Here is a 21,961-nt window from a genome sequence, read left to right as displayed (position 1 = left end):
CTCCCGGGGGAAATGCGGGAAACCATGAGAAGCGTGGAAATCCCTCTCCCGATTGGCGCTGTTTCGCTACCATCGCCGCGATACCGCAGGGGATTTGGCGGAACCACGCGGTCCAATTCCATCGCCCCGGTCGCCGAACGCACTGTTCCGTATTTGCTCCGCAGGTGCTCCGCGCATTCCCGCCGCCGCACCGGGGAGGGTTTGGACACCGACACCGACACCGACACCGATGCCGGGCCGGGTTCCGGAGCGGTTTCGCGGCGATCGACGGAACCGGTTCCCCCGATCGCGGAATGCGGTACGGGAAGACCCGCGCCCGGAATCGGCCCGCCCGTGTACGAGGTGACTGATGTGACCCTTCCACCGGAACGAGAATCAGAACCGAACCCGCCGACGCCACCGCCACCGACGCCTCCGCCACCGCCTCCCACCGAGTACGAGGGCCCCGAGCCGCCGCCGCCCACCGAGCACGAGAGCCACACCGCGGGCGGCCCTCCCGGCGCGGGCCCGCCCCGGGGCGACACCGGACAGCTTCCGCTCTCGCTGCGCGACCGCTTCCGGCTGCGGGCCGTGCTGCGCCGCCCGGAACACGCCTACCAGGCCGCCGTCTTCCGGGTCGAGGACATCGGCGACGGCAGCACCCACGTCCTCAAGTGGTACGACCGCGACCACGCCCCGGACCCGCTGGTGTGGGGGCCGCTGCGGGAGCGCGCCCTGCCGCATCTCACCCACTACGGCGAGACCGGCCTCACCGGGGCCGACGGCCACCCCTACGACCTCGCCCCCTCCTACGGCGAGACCGACCTCGCGACCCGGCTGCGCGACGGCGCGGGACCGGCCGGCCCGGACTTCACCCGCCGGGTCGTACAACAGCTGCACCAGGCCCTGACGGCCCTGCACGAACTGGGCATCGTGCACCGGGACCTCAGCCCGGCCAATGTCGTCCTCGGCAGTCTGGACCCGGCCGAACCCTCGCTGGTCCTGGTCGACTTCGGCGTCTCGGCGCACGCCCCCGAGGAGCGGTTCCTGAGGGGCGAGCGCTGGGCGGGCACGGCCCTCTACATGTCGCCGCAGGCTTCGCTGCGCAACCAGCTCGTCCATCCGCCCGCCGACTGGTGGTCGCTCGGCATGATCGTCGCGGAGATGGCCGGGGGCCGGCACCCCGTCCCGTACACCGACAACGACTTCGTCCGGGAGGAGATCAGCTCCCGCGCCCCCGATCTCTCCCGGATCGCCGACCGCCGGCTGCTGCTGCTCTGCCGGGGGCTGCTCACCCGCGACCCCGATCACCGCTGGGGCTCCGCCGAAGTGGCCGAGTGGCTGGCCGGCGGCTCCCCGCCGGTCGCCCCGGCCGAGCCGGCCGAGCCGGGCGGGACCGCAGGGGCCCCGGACCCGGGTCCGGATCCGGAGCGGAGCCCCGGCATCGCGCCGTACGCCTTCCTCGGCGAGGAGTACACCCGCCCCGCGCGGCTCGCCAGGGCCTTCGGCGAGAACTGGCGGCGCGCCGGGGCGGCCCTGGCCGGACGGCGCGGCCGGGAGGAGTTCACCCTCTGGCTGCGGCAGTTCGAGGGCGCGCCCGGGCGGGACGCCGGTGAGCTGACGGCCCTGCTGGGCCTGCTGGCGCACGAGCCCGGGCCCGCGACCCTGGTACGGCTGATCTCCTGGCTCGGCCCGACGCTCGACGCCTCCTACCGGGGGGTGCCGCTCGACCGCGCCGGGCTGCGGGAACTGCTGCGGGAGGCCGGCCGGGGCGATGCCTTCGCCCGCTCCGTCGTGGCGGACCTGGGCGCGCACACCATCCTGCCGCTGCTGGAGCACCGGCCGGGCGGCGAGGGCCTCCAGGGGGTGCACCGGCGGTGGATCTCTGCGCTCTCCCGCTGGGAGCACGGCGTCGACGAGCTGATCGCCGAGTCCGGCTGGCCCGCGCGGGTCAGGGACGAGGTCCGCACCGCCGCCCGGCTGGACGAGGCGCGCCGGGCCGCGCTGCTGTCGCTGGCCGCCGAGCCCGAGCGGAGCCGGGGCAGACTCGCGGATCCCGCGCGGGAGGTGCTCGGGCGGCTGCCGCGACCGGTCGGCTGGTACCGCAGGCTGGTGGCGGACGAGACCGACGACGTACGGACCCATCTCGGCCTGCGCCTCGCCTTCCTCGCCGAGCGCGAGTCCTGGGAGGCGCAGGCCCGGTACGAGGCCGACCGCGCGGTCCTGCGGCAGCGGCGGGACCTGGACGCGGCGGCGCTGTGGCTGCGCCGCCAGGACCTGCCGGCCACCCTCGGCTGGGCCGTCGGCGGGGCCGCGGCGCTGATCCTCCCCTGGATCTTCGTCATCGGCCTCAGCGATGTGTTCGGCCTGGCGGACCAGCGCAGCGTCCTCACCGGCTGGCTGCTGGCGGTCCCCGGCTCGGCGGCCGTGCTCGCCCTCGAACTGTGGACCGCGTACCGCATCGGCAGCCCCTCCTACCACCCGGACCGCTCGCTCGCCGGGCTGGTGATCGACCGCGCGCTGCCCTTCGCCCGCTTCGTCCGGCAGCCTGGGTCCCGCTTCCCGGTCCGGGGCCTGCTGATCCTGCCGCCGCTCGGACTGCTCCTGCTCACGCTGGTGTACGCGGCCTGGCTCTGGCCCGCCGCGACCGTCGCCGGGCTCGCCTGGTGGACCGTACGCAGGCTGCACCGCTGGCATCTGCACCTCTCCGACCTGCGCGGCGGCACGGGCGGAGGAACAACAGGACCCACAGCACACGGAGGAGGAATCGGATGAGCGGCGCGCTGGTCATACCCACCGTCGAACAGGTCATGGCGCAGGTGGACTTCCCCGCCTCCCCGCTCACCGGCACCGCCGACGCGGGTACGGGGACCGTGTCGGACGCGGTGTCGGAGGCCGTCGCCGACACCGCGGTCTCCGGGGCCCTCCCCCGGCTCTCGGTCCCAGACGGGATCCCGGACGTGATCCCGGACGTGATCCCGGACGTGATCCCGGACGTGATCCCGGACGTGATCCCGGACTTCTCCGTCGCCGACGCGGGCGGCAAGCTGCTGGACTCCGCCCTGGACCAGGCGCAGGAGCTGCTGCTGCCCGCCCTGATCGGCCTCGGCTCGCTCAGCGGCGCGCTGCTCGCCGGACGGGCCGCCATGGCCGGGGCCCAGCTCCTCGCCGCCTCCGCCGTCCGGGCCGCCGAGTCCCAGGCCGCTCTGCGGCAGGAGCGGCTGACGGCGGCCCAGTCCGCCGAGTGCTGGCGGGAGGCCGTCTTCGCCGCCGCGCGGACCAACGCCCGGCTCGCCGCGCTGCGGGCCCGGATCCGGCGGGCGGGGCCACCGGCCGGATCCGGGCCCGACGGCCCGCCCGACCCGCCGGACCTGCCACCGCCGCTGAACCCCGTGGGCATGAAACTGACGGAGGTGTGGCAGCGGCTGGCCGAGACCGGGACCGCGCTGCGCCACGCGGAGACCGCCTTCGCGCGGGCGACGATGGAGGCCGCGGGCGGGGCCGCTTCCGACAGCGGTCGCAGCGGCCACGGCAGTGACAGCGGCGACAGCGGCGACAGCGACTGGCACACCCGGCTGCGCGCCCGGCGGCGGCGGGCGCTGACGGAGTACGAGCGGACCGGGGCCGACCGGGCCGCCGCCGAGGTCTCCGTACCGCCCCCGGCCGACGCGCTCTCCGAGGAGGAAGTGCTGCGCCTGGGCGGGGAGCTGCTCGCCGGGCTCCCCCGGGACCTTCCCCTCGCGGACTACCGGCTGCTGGAGGAGATGGTCACGGCGGCGGCCGGAGTGGTCACCGCCCGCCCCGCCGCCGCCCGCAGGCATCTGCGCGAGGCCGGACGGTTCGCCGAGCGGATGACCCGGGCCGCCGAACGCCTGCGGGCGGACGGGGAATGGGCCGCCCAGCAGCTCGACTTCCTCCGCCGGACCCCGCCGGACGGCACCGTCGATCTGCCCGCCGCCGACGGCGAGATCGCCGCGCTGGAACGGGTCCTGGAGCGGGGCGAGCCGCTCGGCGACACCCTGCGCACCCGGGTCGCCGCCCGGGTCGGCGAGCGGACCGAGCTGCTCCAGCGGCTGTATACGGCGGAGGTGATCCGCGCGGCGGCCCGGGAGGCGAGCGGGGACCCGGCGGCCGAGCGGCCCGCCGACAGCGGCACGGCCGGGACCGATGGAACCACCACCGTCGACTGGACCCCGCCCGGCTGGGGTGACGAGCACTGGCTCCGCCTCCTGGTGAGCGGCGGGACCGCGCGGGTCGTCACCATGCACCGCGAGCGGGACCCCGGCGAGGAGACCGACGCGGACCGGGACCTCGACTGGCGGCGCTGCACCGAGGCCGCCGGGCAGCTCACGGCCCTGGAGCGGCTGACCGAGCGGGCCGGGCTCCCGCTGCGCCTCACCTTCGACCCGGTCCCCGAGCGGCCCGTACCGCGCGAAACGACCCGTTCCCATACGGTCTACCGGCCCGGCCCCAGGACCCGCCACCACGACCGTCCCGACCGTCCCGGCCGTCCCGGACAGGAGCGCCGCTCATGAGCGGACCGCCCGAGCCCGGCGGGGTCCGCGAACGCGAACTGCCCGCCTTCGCCGAGGAAGTGACCGGCACCCTCAGCGTCCACTCCCAGTACGTCCTGCACGGCAACATCCGCGACATCCACCTCGTACGCCACGACGCCGACCCCGACGACGGCGGCCCGGGACGCACGTACGACGCCCATCACACCCTGACCGAGGTGCTGTGGAACGCGCTCTGGCAGGAGGGGTACGAAGTCCTCGTCCGCTACGACATCGTGGACGGGTTCACGGTGGTCGCCGGACCGGCCGCCGAGGAGGTGCGGGCGCTGCTGCACAGCGGCGAGGGGGCCGCCCGGCCCGCGCGCCCGGGGCCCCCGGGTCCGGCCGGGCAGCTCGCCGACACCGAGGGCGTACTGCGCTCGATCGTCAGCGGGTGGCCGCCCCGGGCCGCCCACCCGGGCGGGCGGCCCGGGCAGCGGCAGGAGCCGTACCGCGCGGTGCTGCTGATCGACTACGCCGCCCGCATCCCCACCGACGTCACCCGGCTCAGCGAACCGGAACGGGACTTCTTCCTCGGCTGTCTCAAACTCGCCGAGGACGCGCAGCCGCTCACCGACCCGGAGACCGGACGCCGGCTCTTCAACCCGGTGATCTGGCTGGCCGACGGCGAACGGGAGCTGCCCACCTGGCTGGTGGCCGGCAGCGAGCGGGTGCGGACCATCGGGCTGCCCCTGCCCGACCTGGGCGCCCGGCGGCGGATGGCCCGGCTGCTCGCCGCCGAGCACGCCGAGCACGCCGAGCACGCCAAGGACACCGGGCACACCGGGCACACCGGGCACACCGAAGAGACCGAGCGGCCGGTGAGTCTCGACAAGCGGCCCGGCCACGCGCCCGACGACCATGAGCACGAGGTGGACACCTTCGCCCGGGCCACCGCCGGTCTCACGCTGCGCGCGATGCGCGAGAGCACCCGTATGGCGCTCGACCGGGGGCTGCCCTTCTCCGCCATGCGCGACGCCGTGCGCGTCTATCAGCTCGGCGTCGAGGACAACCCCTGGGGAGCCTCCTACCTCCGCGAGCAGATCAGAGAGGGGGAGGCGTACATCCGGAGCCGGGTGAAGGGCCAGGAGAAGGCCGTCGCCAAGACCCTCGACATCCTCAAGCGCGCGGCCCTCGGCCTCTCCGGCGCGCAGGCCTCCCACCCCGGCAGCCGCCCGCGCGGAGTGCTCTTCTTCGCCGGGCCGACCGGGACCGGCAAGACCGAGCTGGCGAAGTCGGTGGCCACCGTGCTCTTCGGCACCGAGGACGCCTGTCTGCGCTTCGACATGAGTGAGTTCTCCGCCGCCCACTCGGTCGACCGGCTGATCGGCGCACCGCCCGGATACGTGGGGTACGAGGCGGGCGGCGAGCTGACGTCGGCGGTGCGCAACGACCCTTTCCGCGTGGTGCTGTTCGACGAGATCGACAAGGCCGACACCGGAGTGCTGGACAAGTTCCTCCAGGTGCTGGAGGACGGGCGGCTCACCGACGGGCAGGGCGTCACCACCTACTTCAGCGAGTGCGTGCTGATCTTCACCTCCAATCTGGGGGTGCGGAGCCGGTCCGACGGCGACAGCGGCGGCGGGAAGAAGGCCGTGCCGGGGATGCCGTACCACGAGCTGGAGAAGATCATCCTGGCCAATGTGAAACAGCACTTCGTGGAGGAGATCGGCCGGCCCGAGCTGCTGAACCGGCTGGGCGGCAACGTGGTGGTCTTCGACTACATCCCGGCCGAGGTCGCGACGGAGATCTTCGACTCCCAGATGGGGAACATCCAGCGGGTCCTGCGGGAGGAGCGGGGCGTCCGGCTGCGGCTCTCCGGCGAGGCCCACCGGACCCTCTCCGCCCACTGCACCGCCGACTCCGACAACGGCGGGCGGGGCATCGGGATGCTGCTGGAGACCCATCTGATCAACCCGCTGGCCCGGGAGCTGTTCGACCGGGGGGTGCTGGAGGGTACCTCCGTGACCGTGACCGGCGTCCGGCTCGACGAGGACGGCACAGCCGCGCTGGACCTGCGGTTCTCCGACGCGTCCGACGCGCCCGGCGAGCGGTCGTGAGCCGGGGCGCGCGACGGGGGCGCGGCGGCTGGGTCCCGGTGCCGCCCCCGGCGGTGGGGCCGGTGCCCGAGCCGGAACCGGACCCCGGCCCGGACCCCGGCCCGGAACCGGAGCCACAGGCCGCCGAAGGCTGCTGGAACTGCCGCGGCCGGCTCACCGAGGGGCGCTACCCGTGCCCCTCCTGCGGCAGCGGCCGCGCCCGGCTGCTGCTGGTCTGCCCCGATCCCGCCCTGGAGATCGCCCACGGCCCGGGCGGTCCGCTGCGCCTCGGCCGCGACCCGGAATGGGCCCCCCGTACCGCCGCCGTCTTCTCCTGTCTGCTCACACTCTCCCGGCGGCACGCGACGGTCACCTTCGAGGAGGACGGCCGCGCGTGGGTGGAGGAGACCGCGCCGGGCAGCCGCAACCACACCTACGTCAACGGCGCGCGGATCGTGCCGGGCGTACGCACCCCCCTGCGGGACGGCGACGAACTCCGGCTCGGACTGCGGGTGGTCGCCTTCTCCGTGACGCTGTACGGGGAGGACGACCGCTAGGTCGTGTCTTCAAAGTCCCGTCTGCCTGTCGTGCCTCCCCCAGCTACCGCTGGGGGGACCCCCAGGCACGCACTCCCCCTGGGCTTCGCCCGGGGGGACCCCCAGCCGCGTTGTCGTCGGTCGCCTACGGCCCCCTGGGCTTCGCCCGGGAGGGGTGCCCCCGGCGGAGCCAGGGGGAGTACCCCCACCGCGTGGGCTCTCCCCCTGGACCTTCGGCCCGGGGGGACCCCCACTACGGGCGGACGACGCTACTTCGAAGACACTCCCTAGAAGCGGACCGGGCCGCCCCCCGTACGGCCCGGTCCGCGCTCATGGCCGGACGCCCGGCGGGGCGATCACCGCCCGCAGCGGTGCCAGCAGCCGGTTGGCCTCGTGGACGCCCTCGACGGTGGCCAGGCGGTGGCTCTGTCCGGGGACGGCCTTCAGCGGCTCCGCCCCGCAGCGGTCGCCGAAGAGGACGAGCGCGCGGTACGGACGGTTCCGGCGCGACTGCCAGACCAGGCCCTGCACCGCCGGGGCCTGGCGGCGGATCTCGTGTGCCCAGACCCGGGTCATCGGATAGCGGCCCTCGCCGCCCTCCAGCAGCCAGGAGTCCTGGAACACGGCGGCGAGATCCTCCTCGGAGACCAGCCGTACCAGGGTGAGGTCCTCCGTCACCAGCAGCTTGGTCAGGGTGCGGGAGGCGGCCAGCGGCCACTGCACCTGCCGCAGCCCCGAGGTGTCGTCGTACCGCACCGAGCGGAGGAGGACCTCGGCGAGGCCGGTGGCGGGCTCGGGGGCCGCGTAGAGGAAGGGGTAAGGGTCCTCGGTGGTGCCGTCGAAGCGGCTGCCGTCGAAGTGGGACGGCGCGAGCGAGGGGTTGAAGGCGGCGGGCGGACAGGTGGCGGCGTGGCAGCGCCACAGCTCGGACCCGGCGGGCAGCACGGTGAGCCGGGGGCTCATCCGGGCGGCCCCGGGCGGGGGCTGGCCTACCACGCGCCCTCCTCCATCAGCTCGCGGGCGGCCAGGGTCAGCACCTCGTCGGAGATCCGTCCCAGCAGGGCGGCGGGCGCGTCGTCCAGCCACTCGTTGCCGCCGAGCCACCAGTCGGCCGCGCCCCAGGGGTCCTGGTCCGAGAGGAGGAGGCGGTTGATCCGCTGGACGACGGGGAGGGGTTCGCCGGTGTCCGGGTCGAACTGGAAGTCGGGGTAGCGGTCGTGGCCCGCGCGGTCGGTCAGCCGGATGAGCCCCGCGCCCGCCGGGTCGCCGGCCGCCCCGGCGGGGAGCCGGTCCGCGCCCCGGGCGGGGGCGGTGAGCAGCCGCTCGCGCACCCCCCGGGCGATCTCGGCGGCGTCCGGTTCGAGGGCGGGCCAGTCGGCGGACTCCAGCAGCCGGATCAGCGCGTCGAGCCGGTCCGCGTCGGGCAGCACGGCGGCGCCGGCCGGGCCCGCGCCCCGGACCTGGCCGAGCCGCCCGCTCAGCTCGGTGCCCGGCGGCAGCGCCCGCAGGGCGGTGCGCACCGCGCGCAGGGCCTCGCGCACGGCTCTGACGTCGTCGCGCGCCGCGCGCAGCGCGCGGACGCCGTCCTGGTAGCGGGCGAACTGCTCGGCGGTCAGGGCGGCGTGGATCTCGGACCGCCGGTCGCGCAGCAGATCGAGGAATTCATCGGTGCTCGTGCTCATGCGGTCGTTCCTTCGGTCGTTCCTTCAGTCGTTCCTTCGGCGCCGGTACGGGGGGCGGGGTTGCCCTGGTGGATGAAGGCGGCCCAGGAGGAGAGCGCCGCCAGGGAGCCGGGGTCGCGTTCCGCCTCGGCGAGCAGATCGCCGCGGAGCCCGGGCACGGAGCGGCGGTCGGGGTCGGTCATCCACAGCTGTGCGGCGCGCAGGGCGTCCGGCGGGGCGAGCCCCCGTACCGCGATGTGGTGGTGGAAGACGACCATCAGCACGGCGGACGCGCTGTCGGGGACCTCCCAGCGCGAGCCGACGACATCGGCCGCGCCCCGGGCGAGCAGCGCCGTGGTGGGGGTGAGCGCCTCGTCGTGGTCCCGGCTGCTGAGGTCGGTCTCGCAGGCGCTGAGCACGATCAGCGGGCCGTCGGCGGCGTACCGCCCGCCGGGGACGTCCATCACCCGGGTGACGGTGAGTCTGGCCGCCTCCGACGAGGGGTCGAACCCGCCGCCGGGGGCCGCGAGCCGGAGGACCGAGTCGGTGGGGCTCAGCCCGGCGACTCCGTGCACGACGAGGTGGAGCAGGGAGGCGGGCGGGCCCGTCGGGTCCCCGCCGGGGAGCTGGGCGAGGATGTCGTCGGGGGTGCCCGGGGCGTCCTCGGGGGCGTCCTGGTGCCAGCCGTGGACGGCGGCCCCGGGGTAGAACGCGGTGCGCAGCGCGCTGACTTCGTCCTGGGCCCAGTCCAGATCGCCGGTGGGGTCGGCGACCAGCACCGGCCGCAGCCCCACCGGCGTCCGCCCGCGCCGGACGGAGCGCAGGAACTCGCCGCCGGACGCGGCGTAGGAGATCACCGCGTACTCACAGGCGTGTACGCGCCGCCCGGGGCGGGTCGCGGACGGCCCCAGCCGCCCGGCGTGCCACGGCACCGCCCCGAGGTTTCCGCAGGCCACCAGGGTGATTCGCACGGGCGGCGGCGCGGTGGTGCCGGGTGCGCAGGGTGCGTCCGGGCCGCTCCGACCGCCCCGCCCGCCCGGCCCCCCGGCGTAGGCGGACGGGGCGGACCTCTCGGGCGTACCGGACTCAACCGGTACGCCCTGGTCTGTGAGGGGTACGGGTACGGGTACGGGTACGGCGACGCCGAGCGCGCCGAGGACCGGCGCGAGGACGGCGGGGCCCGCCCAGTCGCAGAGGGCTTCGAGGGCCGTCTCCCAGTGACGGTGGGCCTCGGCCCGGGTGTCGGGGTCCTCACCCCGGGCGTCGGAGCGGCGGGCTCCGGCGTCCAGATAGCGCTCCAGCGGCTCCCGGCCGGGCGCGCCCAGCCCCGGGAGCCGGAGGATCTCCGGCTCCCGGGCCTCGGGCCGTACCAGGATGGCGAGTCCGTCGGCCGTGCCCCGGCCCGGCACCAGATGGACCAGCGCGTCCGCCCCGGCGGTGCGGAGGCCTTCGCGCAGCTCCTCGATCCCGGGGGCGTCGAGCAGTTCGCGCAGTGAGTGCCGGCCGCCGTCGGGGCGGCGGAGCGCGCTCAGGGCGCGGCGGCGCAGGGTGCTGGGGATGGTGAACCCGGCCGCCTCGCCCGTCGACAGGAGCTGCCCGGCCATGGCGCGGGCCTCTTGGAGCGCGTCCGTCCCGCCCGTCCCGCCCGTCCCGTTCACGGGGGCGGGGGCGGGGCCCGGCGCGGGCGGCGGCAGTCTCCGCAGGGCCCCGGCCCACTCCTCGGCGAGTTCCGGCTCCCCCCGGGCCGTCAGCTGCTCCGGCACCCCGGCCGAGACCGCCGCCGCGCGCAGCACCAGCGCCCGGCCGTTCTCCAGCACCTCCACGGCCCTGTCCGCGCGCCGGTCGTCGGCGGCCCACTCGGCCGCCAGAAGCGCCCGTTCGGCTGCCGCCCTGGCCACTTCGAGGCCGTGTTCCGCGCCGAGTTGCAGCAGCACCTCCTCGGCGAGGGAGCGCAGCGATTCCTGCGCGGCGGCGACGGCGGCCCGCCGGTCGCCCCGGTCCCGGTCGCCGCGCCCCTGGTAGGCCTGGGCCAGGGCCCAGAGCACCTCGTGGGTGACCTGCGGGCTGTGGCGCTCGGTCAGCTCCCTTCGCGCGGTCTCCAGTTCGGCGATGCCGGTGTCCCGGTGGGAGGGGTCGCCGGTCGACCGGTGCAGGCTCTGGAAGGCCAGCGCGATGACCATCCGGGTGCGTACCGACTGGTCGAGCACGAGGGTGGGCGCGCTCAGCCCGGCCCGGGCCCGCTCCACGGCTTCGAGGACCGGCCCGGGTTCGGGTTCGAACAGGGAGGAGAGCAGCACGACGGGCACCCAGGCCGTCTCCAGCATGGGCCGCAGCAGCGCCGGGATCCTCGGGTGCTCCAGGGCCTGCCGGAAGTAGGCGGAGGCGGTGCGGACCGCGACCGTGCCGCCCTCCAGCAGCGCCAGGAAGAGATGGATCATCCCGAGCCCGAAGCCGATGAGGACGTTCCAGTCGGCGTCGGGGTCGGCCCGGTCCTGGAGGTCCAGCATCTCGTCCAGCAGCTCTTCCAGCAGCGCCATGTCACGGTCGCGGTACGCCTGGTCGGCGCGGAGCTGGAGGCGGAGGCTCTGGTTGGCCTGGAGCAGGTCGCGCTGGGCGGCGAGCGCGCCGGGCGGGAGGTCGATTCCGTCGGCGCCGGGTCCCACGAGCGCGTCGAGCAGTGTCCGCGTACGGTCGCGGTCGGTGAGGCTGCCGCCCGTGACGGCGGCGGCGGAGAGCAGACCGGGCGAGAGCTGGCCGATGAACCGCTCCAGCCAGTCGGCCTCCTTGCCCGGGGTGCCCTGGGCGCCCTGGGCACCCTGGACGGCGGCGCTCATCAGCCGTGCGGCGTCTTCGAGGTCGCCGGGCTCGCCGGTGCGCAGTCCCTGGGCCATCCGGGCCAGTGCCGCCGTCGCGGTGTCGCTCTCGTCGGTCCCGGGGCGGCCGGCGAACTGGGTGACCAGCGCGTCCAGTTCCTCCGGCCGGATGGTGCCGGGGGCGAAGACCTCCAGATTGAGGATGGTCCGCTCGATCCGGCCCGCCATGTCCTCCGCGTCCCCCTCGCTGTCGGATCTCCTCTCGCCCTCGCGCGGCGTCCCCGTGGCCCCGAGCAGCATCAGACAGGCGTCCAGCAGGCGTTCGTGGGACGAGCCGGGCTGGAATCCGGCCATCGCCTCCTTGGCCGCCCGGGCGAACCGCTCGGGGTCCATGGCGTGTCCGTCGCGGGGCCGCTGGTCGAGCCACTCCACCAGCAGGGAGAGCTGTTCGGCGGCGCCCGGGTCGGGCATCTTCGGTACGAGGAGGGCCACCAGGTCGCGCAGTTCGGCGAGGCTCGCGTCCAGCTCCGGGTCGCTCCCGCCGGTCCGCTCGCCCAGTTCGATCAGCTCCTTGAGCCGGGGCAGTGTTCCGTCCAGACCGGAGAGCAGCACCGGCGGTGTCAGCAGGCCCATCTTGTGGACGGCCGCCACCGTCTCCTCCTTGGGGTCCAGCGCCCCCGATTCGCGGGCCGCGTTCAGCACCCGGAGTCCCTCGGCCCGGTCCCCGTCGCCGGGGTTCGTGAGATGGCGCAGGGTGTACAGCCCGCCGAGCCGGGCCCGTACGAGGGCGAGCGTGGGGTCGTCCGCCCCGGCCCCGGCCGCCAACTCGCCCTCCAGCGCGTGGAGCCGGTCCATCAGCGCGTCGCGTGCCGCCGGATCGGGCGGGCCGAACCCGAACCCCGCGTCGCCCGGCTCTCCCGCGCCCAGTCCGGCGGCCGACCGGCCGAAGACCTTGGCGTGGTTGATCCAGGCCCTCGCCTCGCCGACGGCGCGCGCGGCCCGGGCGCGCGGCGTCCCGGCCTCCCCGGCCTCTTCTCGCTGTCCGGTCTCCCCGCTCGGGCTCATGGGCTTCCCCCTTCGACGCGCGGCGCTCGTTCCATCATCGGCGGGCCGGGGTCCGTACGGGGGCGGTTCGGCGCGTCCGCCGGAATCCAACCGGAAGGCGTCCGCGAACCGTCCGGTCCGCAGGGTAAATCCTTGCCTCCAGGGGCTGTTGGGACGATCGGGGCACAGGCTTCAGTCGGAGACCGTGAACAGGACCCCGCGCCCCGCGTCCGCCGCGCGGGTGTGGAAGGCGCGCAGGGCGTGGAGGTGCTCCCAGGCGCAGGACTCGCAGGAGAGCCCCGGCGGATGCCCCAGCGCGGCGAGGCGGGCGCGGAGCCAGGGGCGGGTGAGGCCGGTGAGGGCTTCGGCGGTGGCGGGTACGCGGTCCGGGGGCAGCAGCCGGAGCAGACAGCCGGGTGCCGCCGTCAGCGGGCGCCCGCCCAGGATCGCGCGGGCGAGCGGGGCCGGGCCGCCGGACAGGGCGCGGTGCAGCGGCTTCCAGGCGGTGTCCGTGTCCACGGACCAGCGGTCCTCCCAGCTCTCCTCGGCGCGCTCGGCGTACGCCGCCAGGGCCGCGGCCCCCGCGTCCGCGAGCCACACCGCGTCGGCGGGCTCCACCGCGAAGTGCCGCCCGAGGCCGGTGACGCGCAGCCGCGGCCGGGCCCGGCCGCCCGAGGCGACGCCGTCGAGGACGGCCCTGCACAACTCCCTGATCAGCAGCTCAGTGGACATACGGCACCCCTGCCGGGGCGGGTCGGCCGCGCGGGACCAGGACCAGGGAGAGGGCCGCGCCCACCGCCGCGGTGACCGCGAGCACGGTGTACGCGTCGGTGAAACCGGCCTCCCCGCCCCCGGCGATGCCGACGGCGGCCACCGAGGAGACCACCGCGACGCCCACCGAACCGCCCACCTCGTGGAAGGTGTTGACGAAACCGGAGGCCAGCCCCGCCTCCCGGTGGCCGACCGTCGCCAGCGCCGTCGCGGTCGCCGTGACGAAGACCGCGCCGACGCCGAAGGAGGCGACGACCAGCCCCGGCAGCAGCGTCGTGTACACGGAGGAATCGGCCGACAGCAGGGTGAGCGGCACCGCGCCCGCCGCCGCGACCGCCAGCGCGCCCGCCGCGCACGCCCGGCCGCCGATCCGGCCGACGAGCCGTGAGCCGAGGTGCGCACCGAGGCCGACCGCCACGGCCACCGGGAGGAAGAGCAGACCGGTCTCCAGAGAGCTGAGGCCGCGCGCGCCCTGGAGGTGGACCGAGCCGAGGAAGAAGAACGCGATCAGCAGGGCGGTGGCGATCAGCATCAGGAAGGACCCCGCCACCACCGGCCGGCGGGTGAGCATCCGCAGCTCCATCAGCGGGGCGGGGCTGACCCGCTCGACCAGCGCGAACGCGCCGTACAGCACGGCCGATCCGGCGATCGCGAGCAGCGTCAGCGGATCCGTCCAGCCGCTGTCCCCGGCCCGGACCAGACCGTGGATCAGGGCCACGGTGCCCGCCGTGACCAGCAGCGCGCCCGGTGCGTCGAGGCGGACCTCGGGCCGCGCGGCGCGGGCCGGGACCAGGGCGGGGATCGCGGCGAGCAGGGCGAGGCCGACCGGGACATTGACGTAGAAGACCCACTGCCAGCCGGGGCCCGCCGTGAGCGCGCCGCCCAGCAGCACGCCGACGGCCGATCCCGTGCCGCCGATCGCCGCCCAGACGCCGAGCGCCCGGGTGCGCTCCGCGCCGTGGAAGGCGGTGGTGACGATCGCGAGCGCGGCGGGCGACAGCAGCGCCGCGCCGACGCCCTGTGCCACCCGGCCGCCGATCAGCGCCGGGGCGCTCTGCGCGAGGCCGGTGAAGAGCGAGGCGGCGGTGAAGACCACCAGTCCGGCCAGCAGGGTGCGCCGGGCCCCGAGCGCGTCGGCGAGCCGGCCGCCGAGGAGCATCAGCCCGCCGAAGGCGAGGGTGTACGCGGTGACGGCCCAGGTCAGCGTGGTGCGGCCGAGGCCGAGAGCGGCGGCCATGTCGGGCAGCGCGACATTCACCACCGTGACGTCGAGCACCAGCATGAACTGCGCCGCGCAGATCAGCGCGAGCGCGGCCCAGCGGCGCGGATCGGCGGGCGGCCGGTGATCCTCCTCCGAGCCGGTACGGGTGGGGGCGGGCGGGCCGTGGTCCTCGGCGGCGGGGTGTCCGGCGGCGGCGCAGGGCATGGCGGTTCCTCCCAGAGAGTCGGGGACGGCGGTCCACTCCGGACCAGTCATCTGAACCGTACAGTTCAGTTCAGTTGAACTCAACCGTACAGTTCAGTTGTCGGCTAGGCTCGGCCCATGACCCCGGACACCGCCCCCCGGCCCCGCCAGGGATCGACCGAAACGCGCGGCACACCGAAGACCGGAACCGGCACCGGCACCGGGACCGGCCCCAGCGGTCCCCGCGCCGAGCGCAAGCGGCGGGCCATCGTCACGGCCGCCCGCACGCTCTTCCTGCGCGAGGGTTTCGGCGTCGGCATGGACGCCATCGCCGCCGAGGCCGCCGTTTCAAAGGTCACCGTCTACAACCACTTCGGCAGCAAGGAAGCCCTGTTCACCGCCGTGGTCGCGGGCGCGCTCGACGACCCCGCCGCGGTCGAGGGCGGCGAGGACCCGGCGGCGTCGCTGGCCCGGCTCGCCGGGGCCACCGATCTGCGCGCCGCCTTCCTGGAAGTCGCCCGCGCCTGGGTGCGCGCCGTGCGCGACGACCGCGAGGTGGCCGCCCTGCGCACCCTGGTCGCCGCCGAGCTGCACCGCTTCCCCGAGCTGGGGCGGGCCTGGCAGCACATCAGCCCCACCGGCCACCACCCCGCCGTCGCGGGGGCGCTGCGCACCCTGGCCGAGCGGGGCCTGCTGGACGTCCCGGACCTGGAGGTCGCGACGCTTCAGCTGTACGCGCTGCTGGTCCATCCCCACATGGTCTTCGGGCAGTACGGCGCGACCGTCGACGACGATCTGACGGAGCGTCTGCTCGTGGGGGGCGTCGACATGTTCCTGGGCCGTTACGCCCGGCACCCCGCCGGGGCCTGAGGGAATCCGGTCCGTCCGCACCCCTTGCGGGTTGGTCCGGACCAAGTAGCTTCAAAGGTTGAGCACGGCCATCGCCCCTACCCCCTCAGGGAGCGCCATGTTCAACCGGCCCGTACGACCCGTCCAACCCGTCCGCCCCCGTCGAAGAATCCCCCGACGGCGAAGGCTCACCGCCCTCCTCGCCGCCCTGATCCTGCCGTTCGCCGCCCTCACCGCCCTGGCGGCCACCCCGGCACAGGCGGCCGGCACCCTCACCGCCTCCTTCACCACCCAGAACAACGGCTCCTGGTGGAAGGGCACGTACACCATCCGCAACAGCGGAGCCGCGCCCGTCAACGGCTGGACCCTGGAGTTCGACCTGCCCGCCGGGGTCACCCTCAGCGGCCACTACCACGGCGAGGCGAGCGTCAACGGCAGCCGGGTGACGGTCAAGAACGCCTACTACAACGCGACCGTCCCGGCGAACGGCTCCACCGAGCCCTGGAGCTACTGGTTCACCGCGACCGGACCGATCACCGAGCCCACCCGCTGCACGGTCAACGGCGACAAGTGCGACGGCACCCCGGACAAACCGCCCGGCCCGCCCGGAACCCCGAACTCCACCGCCGTCACCGCCCGTACCGTCGCTCTGGCCTGGACCGCCGCCACCGCCGGCGACTACCCCGTCGCCTCGTACGACGTGCTCAGCGGCGGTACGGTGCTGACCAGCACCGCCACCACCGGAGCCACGGTGACCGGGCTGAACCCGGCGACGAGCTACACCTTCACCGTCCGCGCCAAGGACACCCGGGGCAATCTCGGAGCGGCGAGCGGCCCGTTCACCGTACGGACCGTGGACCCGGCCACCGACCCCGTGCCGCCGACCGCCCCCGGCGCGCTGCGCTCCACCGCCAGGACGGCCACCACCGTCACCCTCGCCTGGAACGCCGCCACCGACAATGTCGCGGTGGCCGCGTACGACGTCTACCGCTCCGGCGTCCTCGTCAAGACGGTCCCCGCCTCGGCAGCCCCCGGGGCCACCGTGGACGGGCTGTCCCCGGCCACCGCGTACACCTTCACCGTCAAGGCCCGGGACACCGCCGACAACGCCTCCCCCGCCTCCAACGCGCTCGCCGTCACCACCGACGACGTCGCCGGGCCCGGCAACCACCACAAGGTCGGCTACTTCATCCAGTGGGGCCTGTACGGACGCCAGTACTTCGTCAAGAACATCGACACCTCGGGGTCCGCCGCCAAGCTGGACGTCATCAACTACGCCTTCGAGAACATCGACCCGGTCAATCTGACCTGCCAGGCCGGTGTCACCAAGGGCGTCTCCGGCAACCCCCAGGACCCGGACGAGGGCACCGGAGCGGGCGACGCCGACGCGGACTACGGCCGTCCGTTCTCCGCCGCGCAGTCGGTCGACGGAGTCGCCGACGACGGCTGGGGCAAGCTCCGGGGCAACTTCAACCAGATCAAGAAGCTCAAGGCCAAACACCCCCACCTCAAGGTGGTGGTCTCGCTCGGCGGCTGGACCTTCTCCAAGTTCTTCTCCGACGCGGCGGCGACCCCCGCCTCCCGCGAGAAGTTCGTGAGGTCCTGCGTCGACATCTGGATCAAGGGCAATCTCCCCGTCCACAACGGCGCGGGCGGCCCCGGCACCGGCGCGGGAGTCTTCGACGGCATCGACATCGACTGGGAGTGGCCGGGGGCCGAGGGCCACCCGGGCAACCACTGGAAGGCCGCCGACAAGGACAATCTGACCGCACTGCTCGCCGAGTTCCGCAAGCAGCTCGACGCCCTCGGCGGCGAGCACCGGCTGCTGACCGCCTTCACCCCCGCCGACCCGGCGAAGATCCAGGCCGGCTGGGACCTGTCCAAGATCTTCGACTATCTCGACTTCGCCAATGTCCAGGGGTACGACTTCCACGGCTCGGGCAGCGACAACTCCTGGGAGCCCCGGCGCACCGGGCACCAGGCCAATCTGCACCGGGACGCCCAGGACCCGTACCCCTTCGACTTCAGCGTCGAGAAGGCGGTGCAGACCTATCTCGACGCGGGAGTGAACCCGCGGAAGCTGACGGTCGGCTTCCCCTTCTACGGCCGAGGCTGGAAGGAGGTCGCGAGCGGCGGCGTGGGCGTCAACGGCGAATGGCAGACCGCGAACGGCGCGGCGACCGGGCAGTTCCCCGAGGAGGCGGGCATCCGGGGCTATCAGAACATGATCAGCAGCTATCCCGGTATGACCGTCCACCACGACGAACAGTCGGTCTCCACCTATGGCTACACCGGTGAGAACGGCCAGTGGTGGAGCTTCGACGACGCCTGGTCGATCGGGAGGAAAGCCGCCTGGATCAAGTCCAAGGGCCTGCTCGGCGCGATGATCTGGGAACTCTCCGGGGACACCCCGAACGGCACCCTGATGAACGCGCTCCACTCGGGGCTGCCCTAGGGCCTGACCGTGCGCACCCCGGGCGGGACCGGTACCGGTACCGCAACCGCCCGGGGTGCGCCCGGCGCGCGTAAACACAGCGCTCACCACCCCCGGATTTTCCGCTCGTACGAGTGGATCCGGCGCGCCACGCGCCCGCCCGGGCCCGGTCTGCCCGCTAGTAACTGGGCCCATGACCAAGAATCTCGGCCGCACGATAGCGGCACTGTCCCTCGCGCTCGTCCCGCTCCTGACCACCGCCGTCTCGGCCCCCTCCGCCTCGGCCAGTTCGGTGGAGGTCTTCCAGCTGGAGGACGCCATCTCGCTGCTCGTCGAGGCCGACGAGAACCGCGCGGGCTACACCGCCGCCGCCTTCCCCCACTGGAACGCGGGCAAGGACCCCGCCGACGGCTGCTCCACCCGTGAGGAGGTGCTGCTCGCCGAGGCGGTCGAGGAGCCCGACGTCTCGGCCGGCTGCTCGCTGTCGGGCGGCCGCTGGGTCTCGTACTACGACAACCAGTCGGTGACCAAGCGGTCCAGCGTCACCATCGACCATGTCGTCCCGCTCGCCGAGGCCTGGGGCTCGGGCGGCTCGGCCTGGAGCACCGGACGCCGTGAGGCCTACGCCAACGACCAGGGCTCGCCCGCCACCCTGGCGGCGGTGACCGTGCGCGCCAAGCGGGAGAAGGCCGAGCAGGACATCAAGGAGTGGCTGCCGACGGAGACCGCGGGGATCTGCCGGTACATCGGCGACTGGGTCGGGACCAAGCTGCGCTGGGACCTGACCGTCGACAAGGAAGAGATGGAGGTACTGAAACTCTTCGCGGACAACTCCTGCGAGACCACGGTCGTCCTCGTCAACCGAGCGCCCTGACCCCCTCGGGGGGCATTAGGCCGAACGGGTGAACGCGCCCTTCATCCGTTTCGAGGGCCGTGACCTTTTGCCGGTCCGATAGTTATACCGGCCACCAGGCAGACGACGAACAGGTGGACGAAAGCTCTATGAAGGCCAGAATCGCCCTTACGATCCTCGGTGCCGCCCTGCTGGCAGCCGTACTCCCCGCCACCGCCGCGGTCGCGGACGAGACGCACACGGACTCGCACAACGGCATCACGCTGATCTCGATCGGCCAGATCGACGACCCGCTGGAGGATGTGCTGGAGCACGCGGCGATCTTCGGCTCGACCTCCACCCAGGGCTGAGGACCCCCGGGCTCCAGCCCCGGGACTCCTCCGAAGACCCCCTCCGCCACTCCGGCGAGAGGGGGTCTTCCGTCGCGGGCGGTTCACTGGCGGCGCGCCCGCGCCGGGGCGATCATCGGACCATGAGCCCCGAGATGCACCTCGCCCAGCAGCCCGAAGCCGATGAACTCCTCGGCCGCAGCCCGCTCGCCGCCGTCGTCGGAATGCTCCTCGACCAGCAGGTTCCCATGGAGTGGGCCTTCTCGGGGCCCTACACCATCGCCCACCGGATGGGCGGCGACGACCTCGACGCCGGCGAGATCGCCGCATACGACCCCGACGCCTTCGCCGAGCTGTTCAAGGAGAAACCCGCGGTCCACCGCTACCCCGGCAGCATGGCCAAACGGGTGCAGACACTCTGCCAGTACCTGGTCGACGAGTACGGCGGCAGCGCGGAGGCGATCTGGAGCGACGCCGACAGCGGCGCCGAGCTGCTGGCCCGGCTCAAGGCACTGCCCGGTTTCGGCGACCAGAAGGCCCATATCTTCCTCGCGCTGCTGGGCAAGCGGTACGGCGTACGGCCCAAGGGCTGGCGCGAGGCCGCGGGCCCGTACGGGGAGGCCGGGGCGTACCGCTCGGCGGCCGACATCACCGGACCCGACTCGCTCGCCAAAGTACGCGCGCACAAGCAAGAGATGAAAAAGGCCGCCAAAGCAGCCAAGGGCAACTGAAATACGGGCGATCGAAGAGGAAGTTCCGGCTCCGGGAATGTCGATCAGATGAACTGAGGGACGAGTTGGGGCACAGACGTTCCCATAGTCGTCGCGGTCTCGTTAACTTCCCTTCTACTTGTCCATACCCGGGAAGGAACTCTGTGAAGGCAACCCGTCGCAGAGCCGTGGCCACCCTGGCCGCCGCCGCACTCGCGACCCCGCTCCTGCTGGCATCCGCCTCCCCCTCCGCCGCCCACCGGGACGATGCCGGGCAGCAGGCGACGAAGCTGGCGAAGAAGCTGGTCTCGAAGGCGTCCGTGAAAGACGCCCACAAACATCTGAAGAAGTTCCAGCAGATAGCCGACACGGCGGGCGGCAACCGCGCCGCCGGCACCCTCGGGTACGACGCCTCGGCCGCGTACGTCTATCAGCAGCTGAAGAAGTTCGGATACGACGTCCGTTACGAGCCCTTCACCTTCGTCTACACCGAGACGCTCGCGGAGAAGCTCTCCGTCGTCTCGCCGGGCGCGCGCGACATCCCGATCACCGCGCTGACCTACACCAAGTCCACCCCGGTCGGCGGCGTCAAGGCCGATCTGGCGGCGGTGCCCGTGGACGCGAACACCGGCTGTGAGCCCGCCGACTACGCCTCCGGGACCTTCACCGGGAAGATCGCGCTGATCAAGCGCGGCGGCTGCACCTTCGCCCAGAAGCAGGCGACCGCGGCCGAGGCCGGCGCGATCGGCGCGATCATCTACAACAACGCCGCGGGCTCCATGGGCGGCACGCTGAGCGATGTCGCCTCCGGGAAGATACCCACCGGCGGAATCAGCCAGGCCGCGGGCGAACAGCTCGTCAACGAGGTGGCGGCGGGCCCGGTCAATGTCTCCTTCGAGATCCGCCAGCTCCTCCAGAACCGCACCACCAACAATGTGATCGCCGAGACCCGCCACGGGAACGCGGCCAACACCGTGATGCTGGGCTCCCACCTGGACTCGGTCGCCGCGGGCCCGGGCATCAATGACAACGGCTCCGGCTCCGCCGGTCTGATCGAGGTCGCCCAGGAGCTGGCCAAGGCCGAGAAGCGTCCGGCCAACAAGGTCCGCTTCGCCTGGTGGGGCGCGGAGGAGAACGGGCTGCTCGGCTCGAAGGCGTATGTCGCCGGTCTCAATGATCTCGCCAAGAAGGAGATCAAGCTCTATCTGAACTTCGACATGATCGCCTCGCCGAACTACGGACTCTTCGTCTACGACGGCGACAACTCCGACGGCGTCGGCGCGGGCCCCGGCCCCGAGGGCTCGGCCCAGCTGGAGCGCGACATCAACGAGTTCCTCGACGACCGGGACACCCCGCACGAGGGCACCGACTTCTCCGGCCGTTCGGACTACGGCCCCTTCATCGGGGTCGGCATCCCCGCCGGCGGCACCTTCACCGGCGCCGAGGGCATCAAGTCGGCCCAGCAGGCGGCGAAGTTCGGCGGCACGGCGGGCCTGTCGTACGACCCGAACTACCACGCCAAGGGCGATGACATCAACAACATCAACCTGACCGCCTTCAAGGTGAACATCGGAGTCATCGCGAACGCGGTGGGCACCTACGCCCACGACCTCAGCTCGCTCCGGACACCGGTGAACTCCGTTCCGACCGAGCCGGGCACCGGCAGCGGCGGCGGCCTGCACGAGGGCCACGAGGACGTCATCGAGTAGTCGAGCAGTCGACTCCTCGTCCCGGGGCCGCCGGGGGCGGGGGCCCGGGGGAGGGGGGGGGGGGGCGGGGGGGGGGGGGGGGGGCCCGGGGGGGGGGGGGGGGGGGGGGGGGGGGAGGGCGGGGGGGAGGGGGGGGGGGTGGCGGGGGGGGGGCGGGTCGGGGGGGGGGGGGGGGAGCCGCTCCAGGGAGGCGGTGTAGCCGGGGAGTTCGGCGAGGGTGCCCAGCCGGTGGCGGACGGCGGGCGGTCGCAGGGGCCCGTCGGAGGGGACGCGGGG

General features: G+C 74.0%; 15 protein-coding genes. 10 read left to right on the top strand and 5 right to left on the bottom strand.

Annotated features, from left to right (window positions below; genetic code table 11):
• The first annotated feature begins 351 nt into the window (after positions 1–351).
• The 4 genes from IE247_RS28550 (at position 352) to IE247_RS28535 (ending at position 7,128) form a co-directional block, all read left to right on the top strand.
• Positions 352–2,754 carry a protein kinase domain-containing protein gene (locus IE247_RS28550; RefSeq protein ID WP_229869410.1) on the top strand — a complete coding sequence of 801 codons (2,403 nt, stop codon included), beginning with the start codon at positions 352–354 and terminating at the stop codon, positions 2,752–2,754.
• Entirely contained in the window at positions 2,751–4,514 is a 1,764-nt protein-coding gene (locus IE247_RS28545; protein ID WP_190126202.1) for an amino acid adenylation domain-containing protein, read from the top strand. Before IE247_RS28550 ends, IE247_RS28545 begins: the two co-directional genes overlap by 4 nt.
• Complete coding sequence (locus tag IE247_RS28540; RefSeq protein ID WP_190126201.1) at positions 4,511–6,592, top strand: AAA family ATPase; 2,082 nt, start codon at positions 4,511–4,513, stop codon at positions 6,590–6,592. The genes IE247_RS28545 and IE247_RS28540 overlap by 4 nt, the downstream gene beginning before the upstream one ends.
• A gap of 62 nt (positions 6,593–6,654) precedes the next feature.
• On the top strand, positions 6,655–7,128 hold the full coding sequence (locus IE247_RS28535; protein WP_190126200.1) for an FHA domain-containing protein: 474 nt from the start codon (positions 6,655–6,657) through the stop codon (positions 7,126–7,128).
• A 309-nt stretch (positions 7,129–7,437) separates the two neighbouring features.
• Here the strand turns inward: IE247_RS28535 and IE247_RS28530 are convergent, their stop codons facing one another.
• The 5 genes from IE247_RS28530 to IE247_RS28510 form a co-directional block, all read right to left on the bottom strand.
• On the bottom strand, positions 7,438–8,103 hold the full coding sequence (locus IE247_RS28530) for an RES family NAD+ phosphorylase (protein WP_373305623.1): 666 nt from the start codon (positions 8,101–8,103) through the stop codon (positions 7,438–7,440).
• Complete coding sequence (locus IE247_RS28525) at positions 8,097–8,789, bottom strand: hypothetical protein (protein WP_190126199.1); 693 nt, start codon at positions 8,787–8,789, stop codon at positions 8,097–8,099. The genes IE247_RS28530 and IE247_RS28525 overlap by 7 nt, the downstream gene beginning before the upstream one ends.
• On the bottom strand, positions 8,786–12,646 hold the full coding sequence (locus IE247_RS34590; RefSeq protein WP_229869409.1) for a CHAT domain-containing protein: 3,861 nt from the start codon (positions 12,644–12,646) through the stop codon (positions 8,786–8,788). The genes IE247_RS28525 and IE247_RS34590 overlap by 4 nt, the downstream gene beginning before the upstream one ends.
• Positions 12,647–12,817: 171 nt before the next feature.
• Positions 12,818–13,357, bottom strand: coding sequence for a DUF1877 family protein (locus IE247_RS28515; RefSeq protein WP_190126198.1), 540 nt, complete (start codon positions 13,355–13,357; stop codon positions 12,818–12,820).
• Positions 13,347–14,822: an MFS transporter gene (locus IE247_RS28510; RefSeq protein WP_190126281.1), complete on the bottom strand. Its 1,476-nt coding sequence runs from the start codon at positions 14,820–14,822 to the stop codon at positions 13,347–13,349. The genes IE247_RS28515 and IE247_RS28510 overlap by 11 nt, the downstream gene beginning before the upstream one ends.
• Positions 14,823–14,939: 117 nt before the next feature.
• On the opposite strand from IE247_RS28510, the gene IE247_RS28505 reads away from it, so the two are divergent.
• From IE247_RS28505 to IE247_RS28480, 6 genes are all read left to right on the top strand, one after another.
• Entirely contained in the window at positions 14,940–15,671 is a 732-nt protein-coding gene (locus IE247_RS28505) for a TetR/AcrR family transcriptional regulator (protein ID WP_190126197.1), read from the top strand.
• A gap of 97 nt (positions 15,672–15,768) precedes the next feature.
• A complete protein-coding gene (locus IE247_RS28500; RefSeq protein WP_190126280.1) occupies positions 15,769–18,105 on the top strand; it encodes a glycosyl hydrolase family 18 protein in 2,337 nt (778 codons plus the stop codon).
• A 172-nt stretch (positions 18,106–18,277) separates the two neighbouring features.
• On the top strand, positions 18,278–18,958 hold the full coding sequence (locus IE247_RS28495) for an HNH endonuclease family protein (protein ID WP_190126196.1): 681 nt from the start codon (positions 18,278–18,280) through the stop codon (positions 18,956–18,958).
• A gap of 128 nt (positions 18,959–19,086) precedes the next feature.
• Positions 19,087–19,287, top strand: a complete 201-nt coding sequence (locus IE247_RS28490) for a hypothetical protein (protein ID WP_190126195.1) — start codon at positions 19,087–19,089, stop codon at positions 19,285–19,287.
• A gap of 122 nt (positions 19,288–19,409) precedes the next feature.
• A complete protein-coding gene (locus tag IE247_RS28485) occupies positions 19,410–19,997 on the top strand; it encodes an HhH-GPD-type base excision DNA repair protein (protein ID WP_190126194.1) in 588 nt (195 codons plus the stop codon).
• A 143-nt stretch (positions 19,998–20,140) separates the two neighbouring features.
• Positions 20,141–21,685, top strand: coding sequence for a M28 family metallopeptidase (locus tag IE247_RS28480; RefSeq protein WP_229869408.1), 1,545 nt, complete (start codon positions 20,141–20,143; stop codon positions 21,683–21,685).
• Positions 21,686–21,961 lie beyond the last annotated feature (276 nt).

The organism is Streptomyces inusitatus (genome assembly GCF_014651115.1).
Lineage (GTDB): Bacteria > Actinomycetota > Actinomycetes > Streptomycetales > Streptomycetaceae > Streptomyces > Streptomyces amakusaensis.
The sequence above is the reverse complement of the archived record's forward strand: the minus strand, read 5'-3'. Positions and strand labels throughout refer to the sequence as shown.

Bases quoted from the DNA above. Each gene is read 5' to 3' on its own strand.
- IE247_RS28495 (WP_190126196.1), top strand. From the start codon at position 18,278: ATGACCAAGAATCTCGGCCGCACGATAGCGGCACTGTCCCTCGCGCTC.
- IE247_RS28510 (WP_190126281.1), bottom strand. From the start codon at position 14,822: ATGCCCTGCGCCGCCGCCGGACACCCCGCCGCCGAGGACCACGGCCCG.
- IE247_RS28500 (WP_190126280.1), top strand. From the start codon at position 15,769: ATGTTCAACCGGCCCGTACGACCCGTCCAACCCGTCCGCCCCCGTCGA.
- IE247_RS28540 (WP_190126201.1), top strand. From the start codon at position 4,511: ATGAGCGGACCGCCCGAGCCCGGCGGGGTCCGCGAACGCGAACTGCCC.
- IE247_RS34590 (WP_229869409.1), bottom strand. From the start codon at position 12,646: ATGAGCCCGAGCGGGGAGACCGGACAGCGAGAAGAGGCCGGGGAGGCC.
- IE247_RS28490 (WP_190126195.1), top strand. From the start codon at position 19,087: ATGAAGGCCAGAATCGCCCTTACGATCCTCGGTGCCGCCCTGCTGGCA.
- IE247_RS28505 (WP_190126197.1), top strand. From the start codon at position 14,940: ATGACCCCGGACACCGCCCCCCGGCCCCGCCAGGGATCGACCGAAACG.
- IE247_RS28515 (WP_190126198.1), bottom strand. From the start codon at position 13,357: ATGTCCACTGAGCTGCTGATCAGGGAGTTGTGCAGGGCCGTCCTCGAC.
- IE247_RS28545 (WP_190126202.1), top strand. From the start codon at position 2,751: ATGAGCGGCGCGCTGGTCATACCCACCGTCGAACAGGTCATGGCGCAG.
- IE247_RS28485 (WP_190126194.1), top strand. From the start codon at position 19,410: ATGAGCCCCGAGATGCACCTCGCCCAGCAGCCCGAAGCCGATGAACTC.
- IE247_RS28525 (WP_190126199.1), bottom strand. From the start codon at position 8,789: ATGAGCACGAGCACCGATGAATTCCTCGATCTGCTGCGCGACCGGCGG.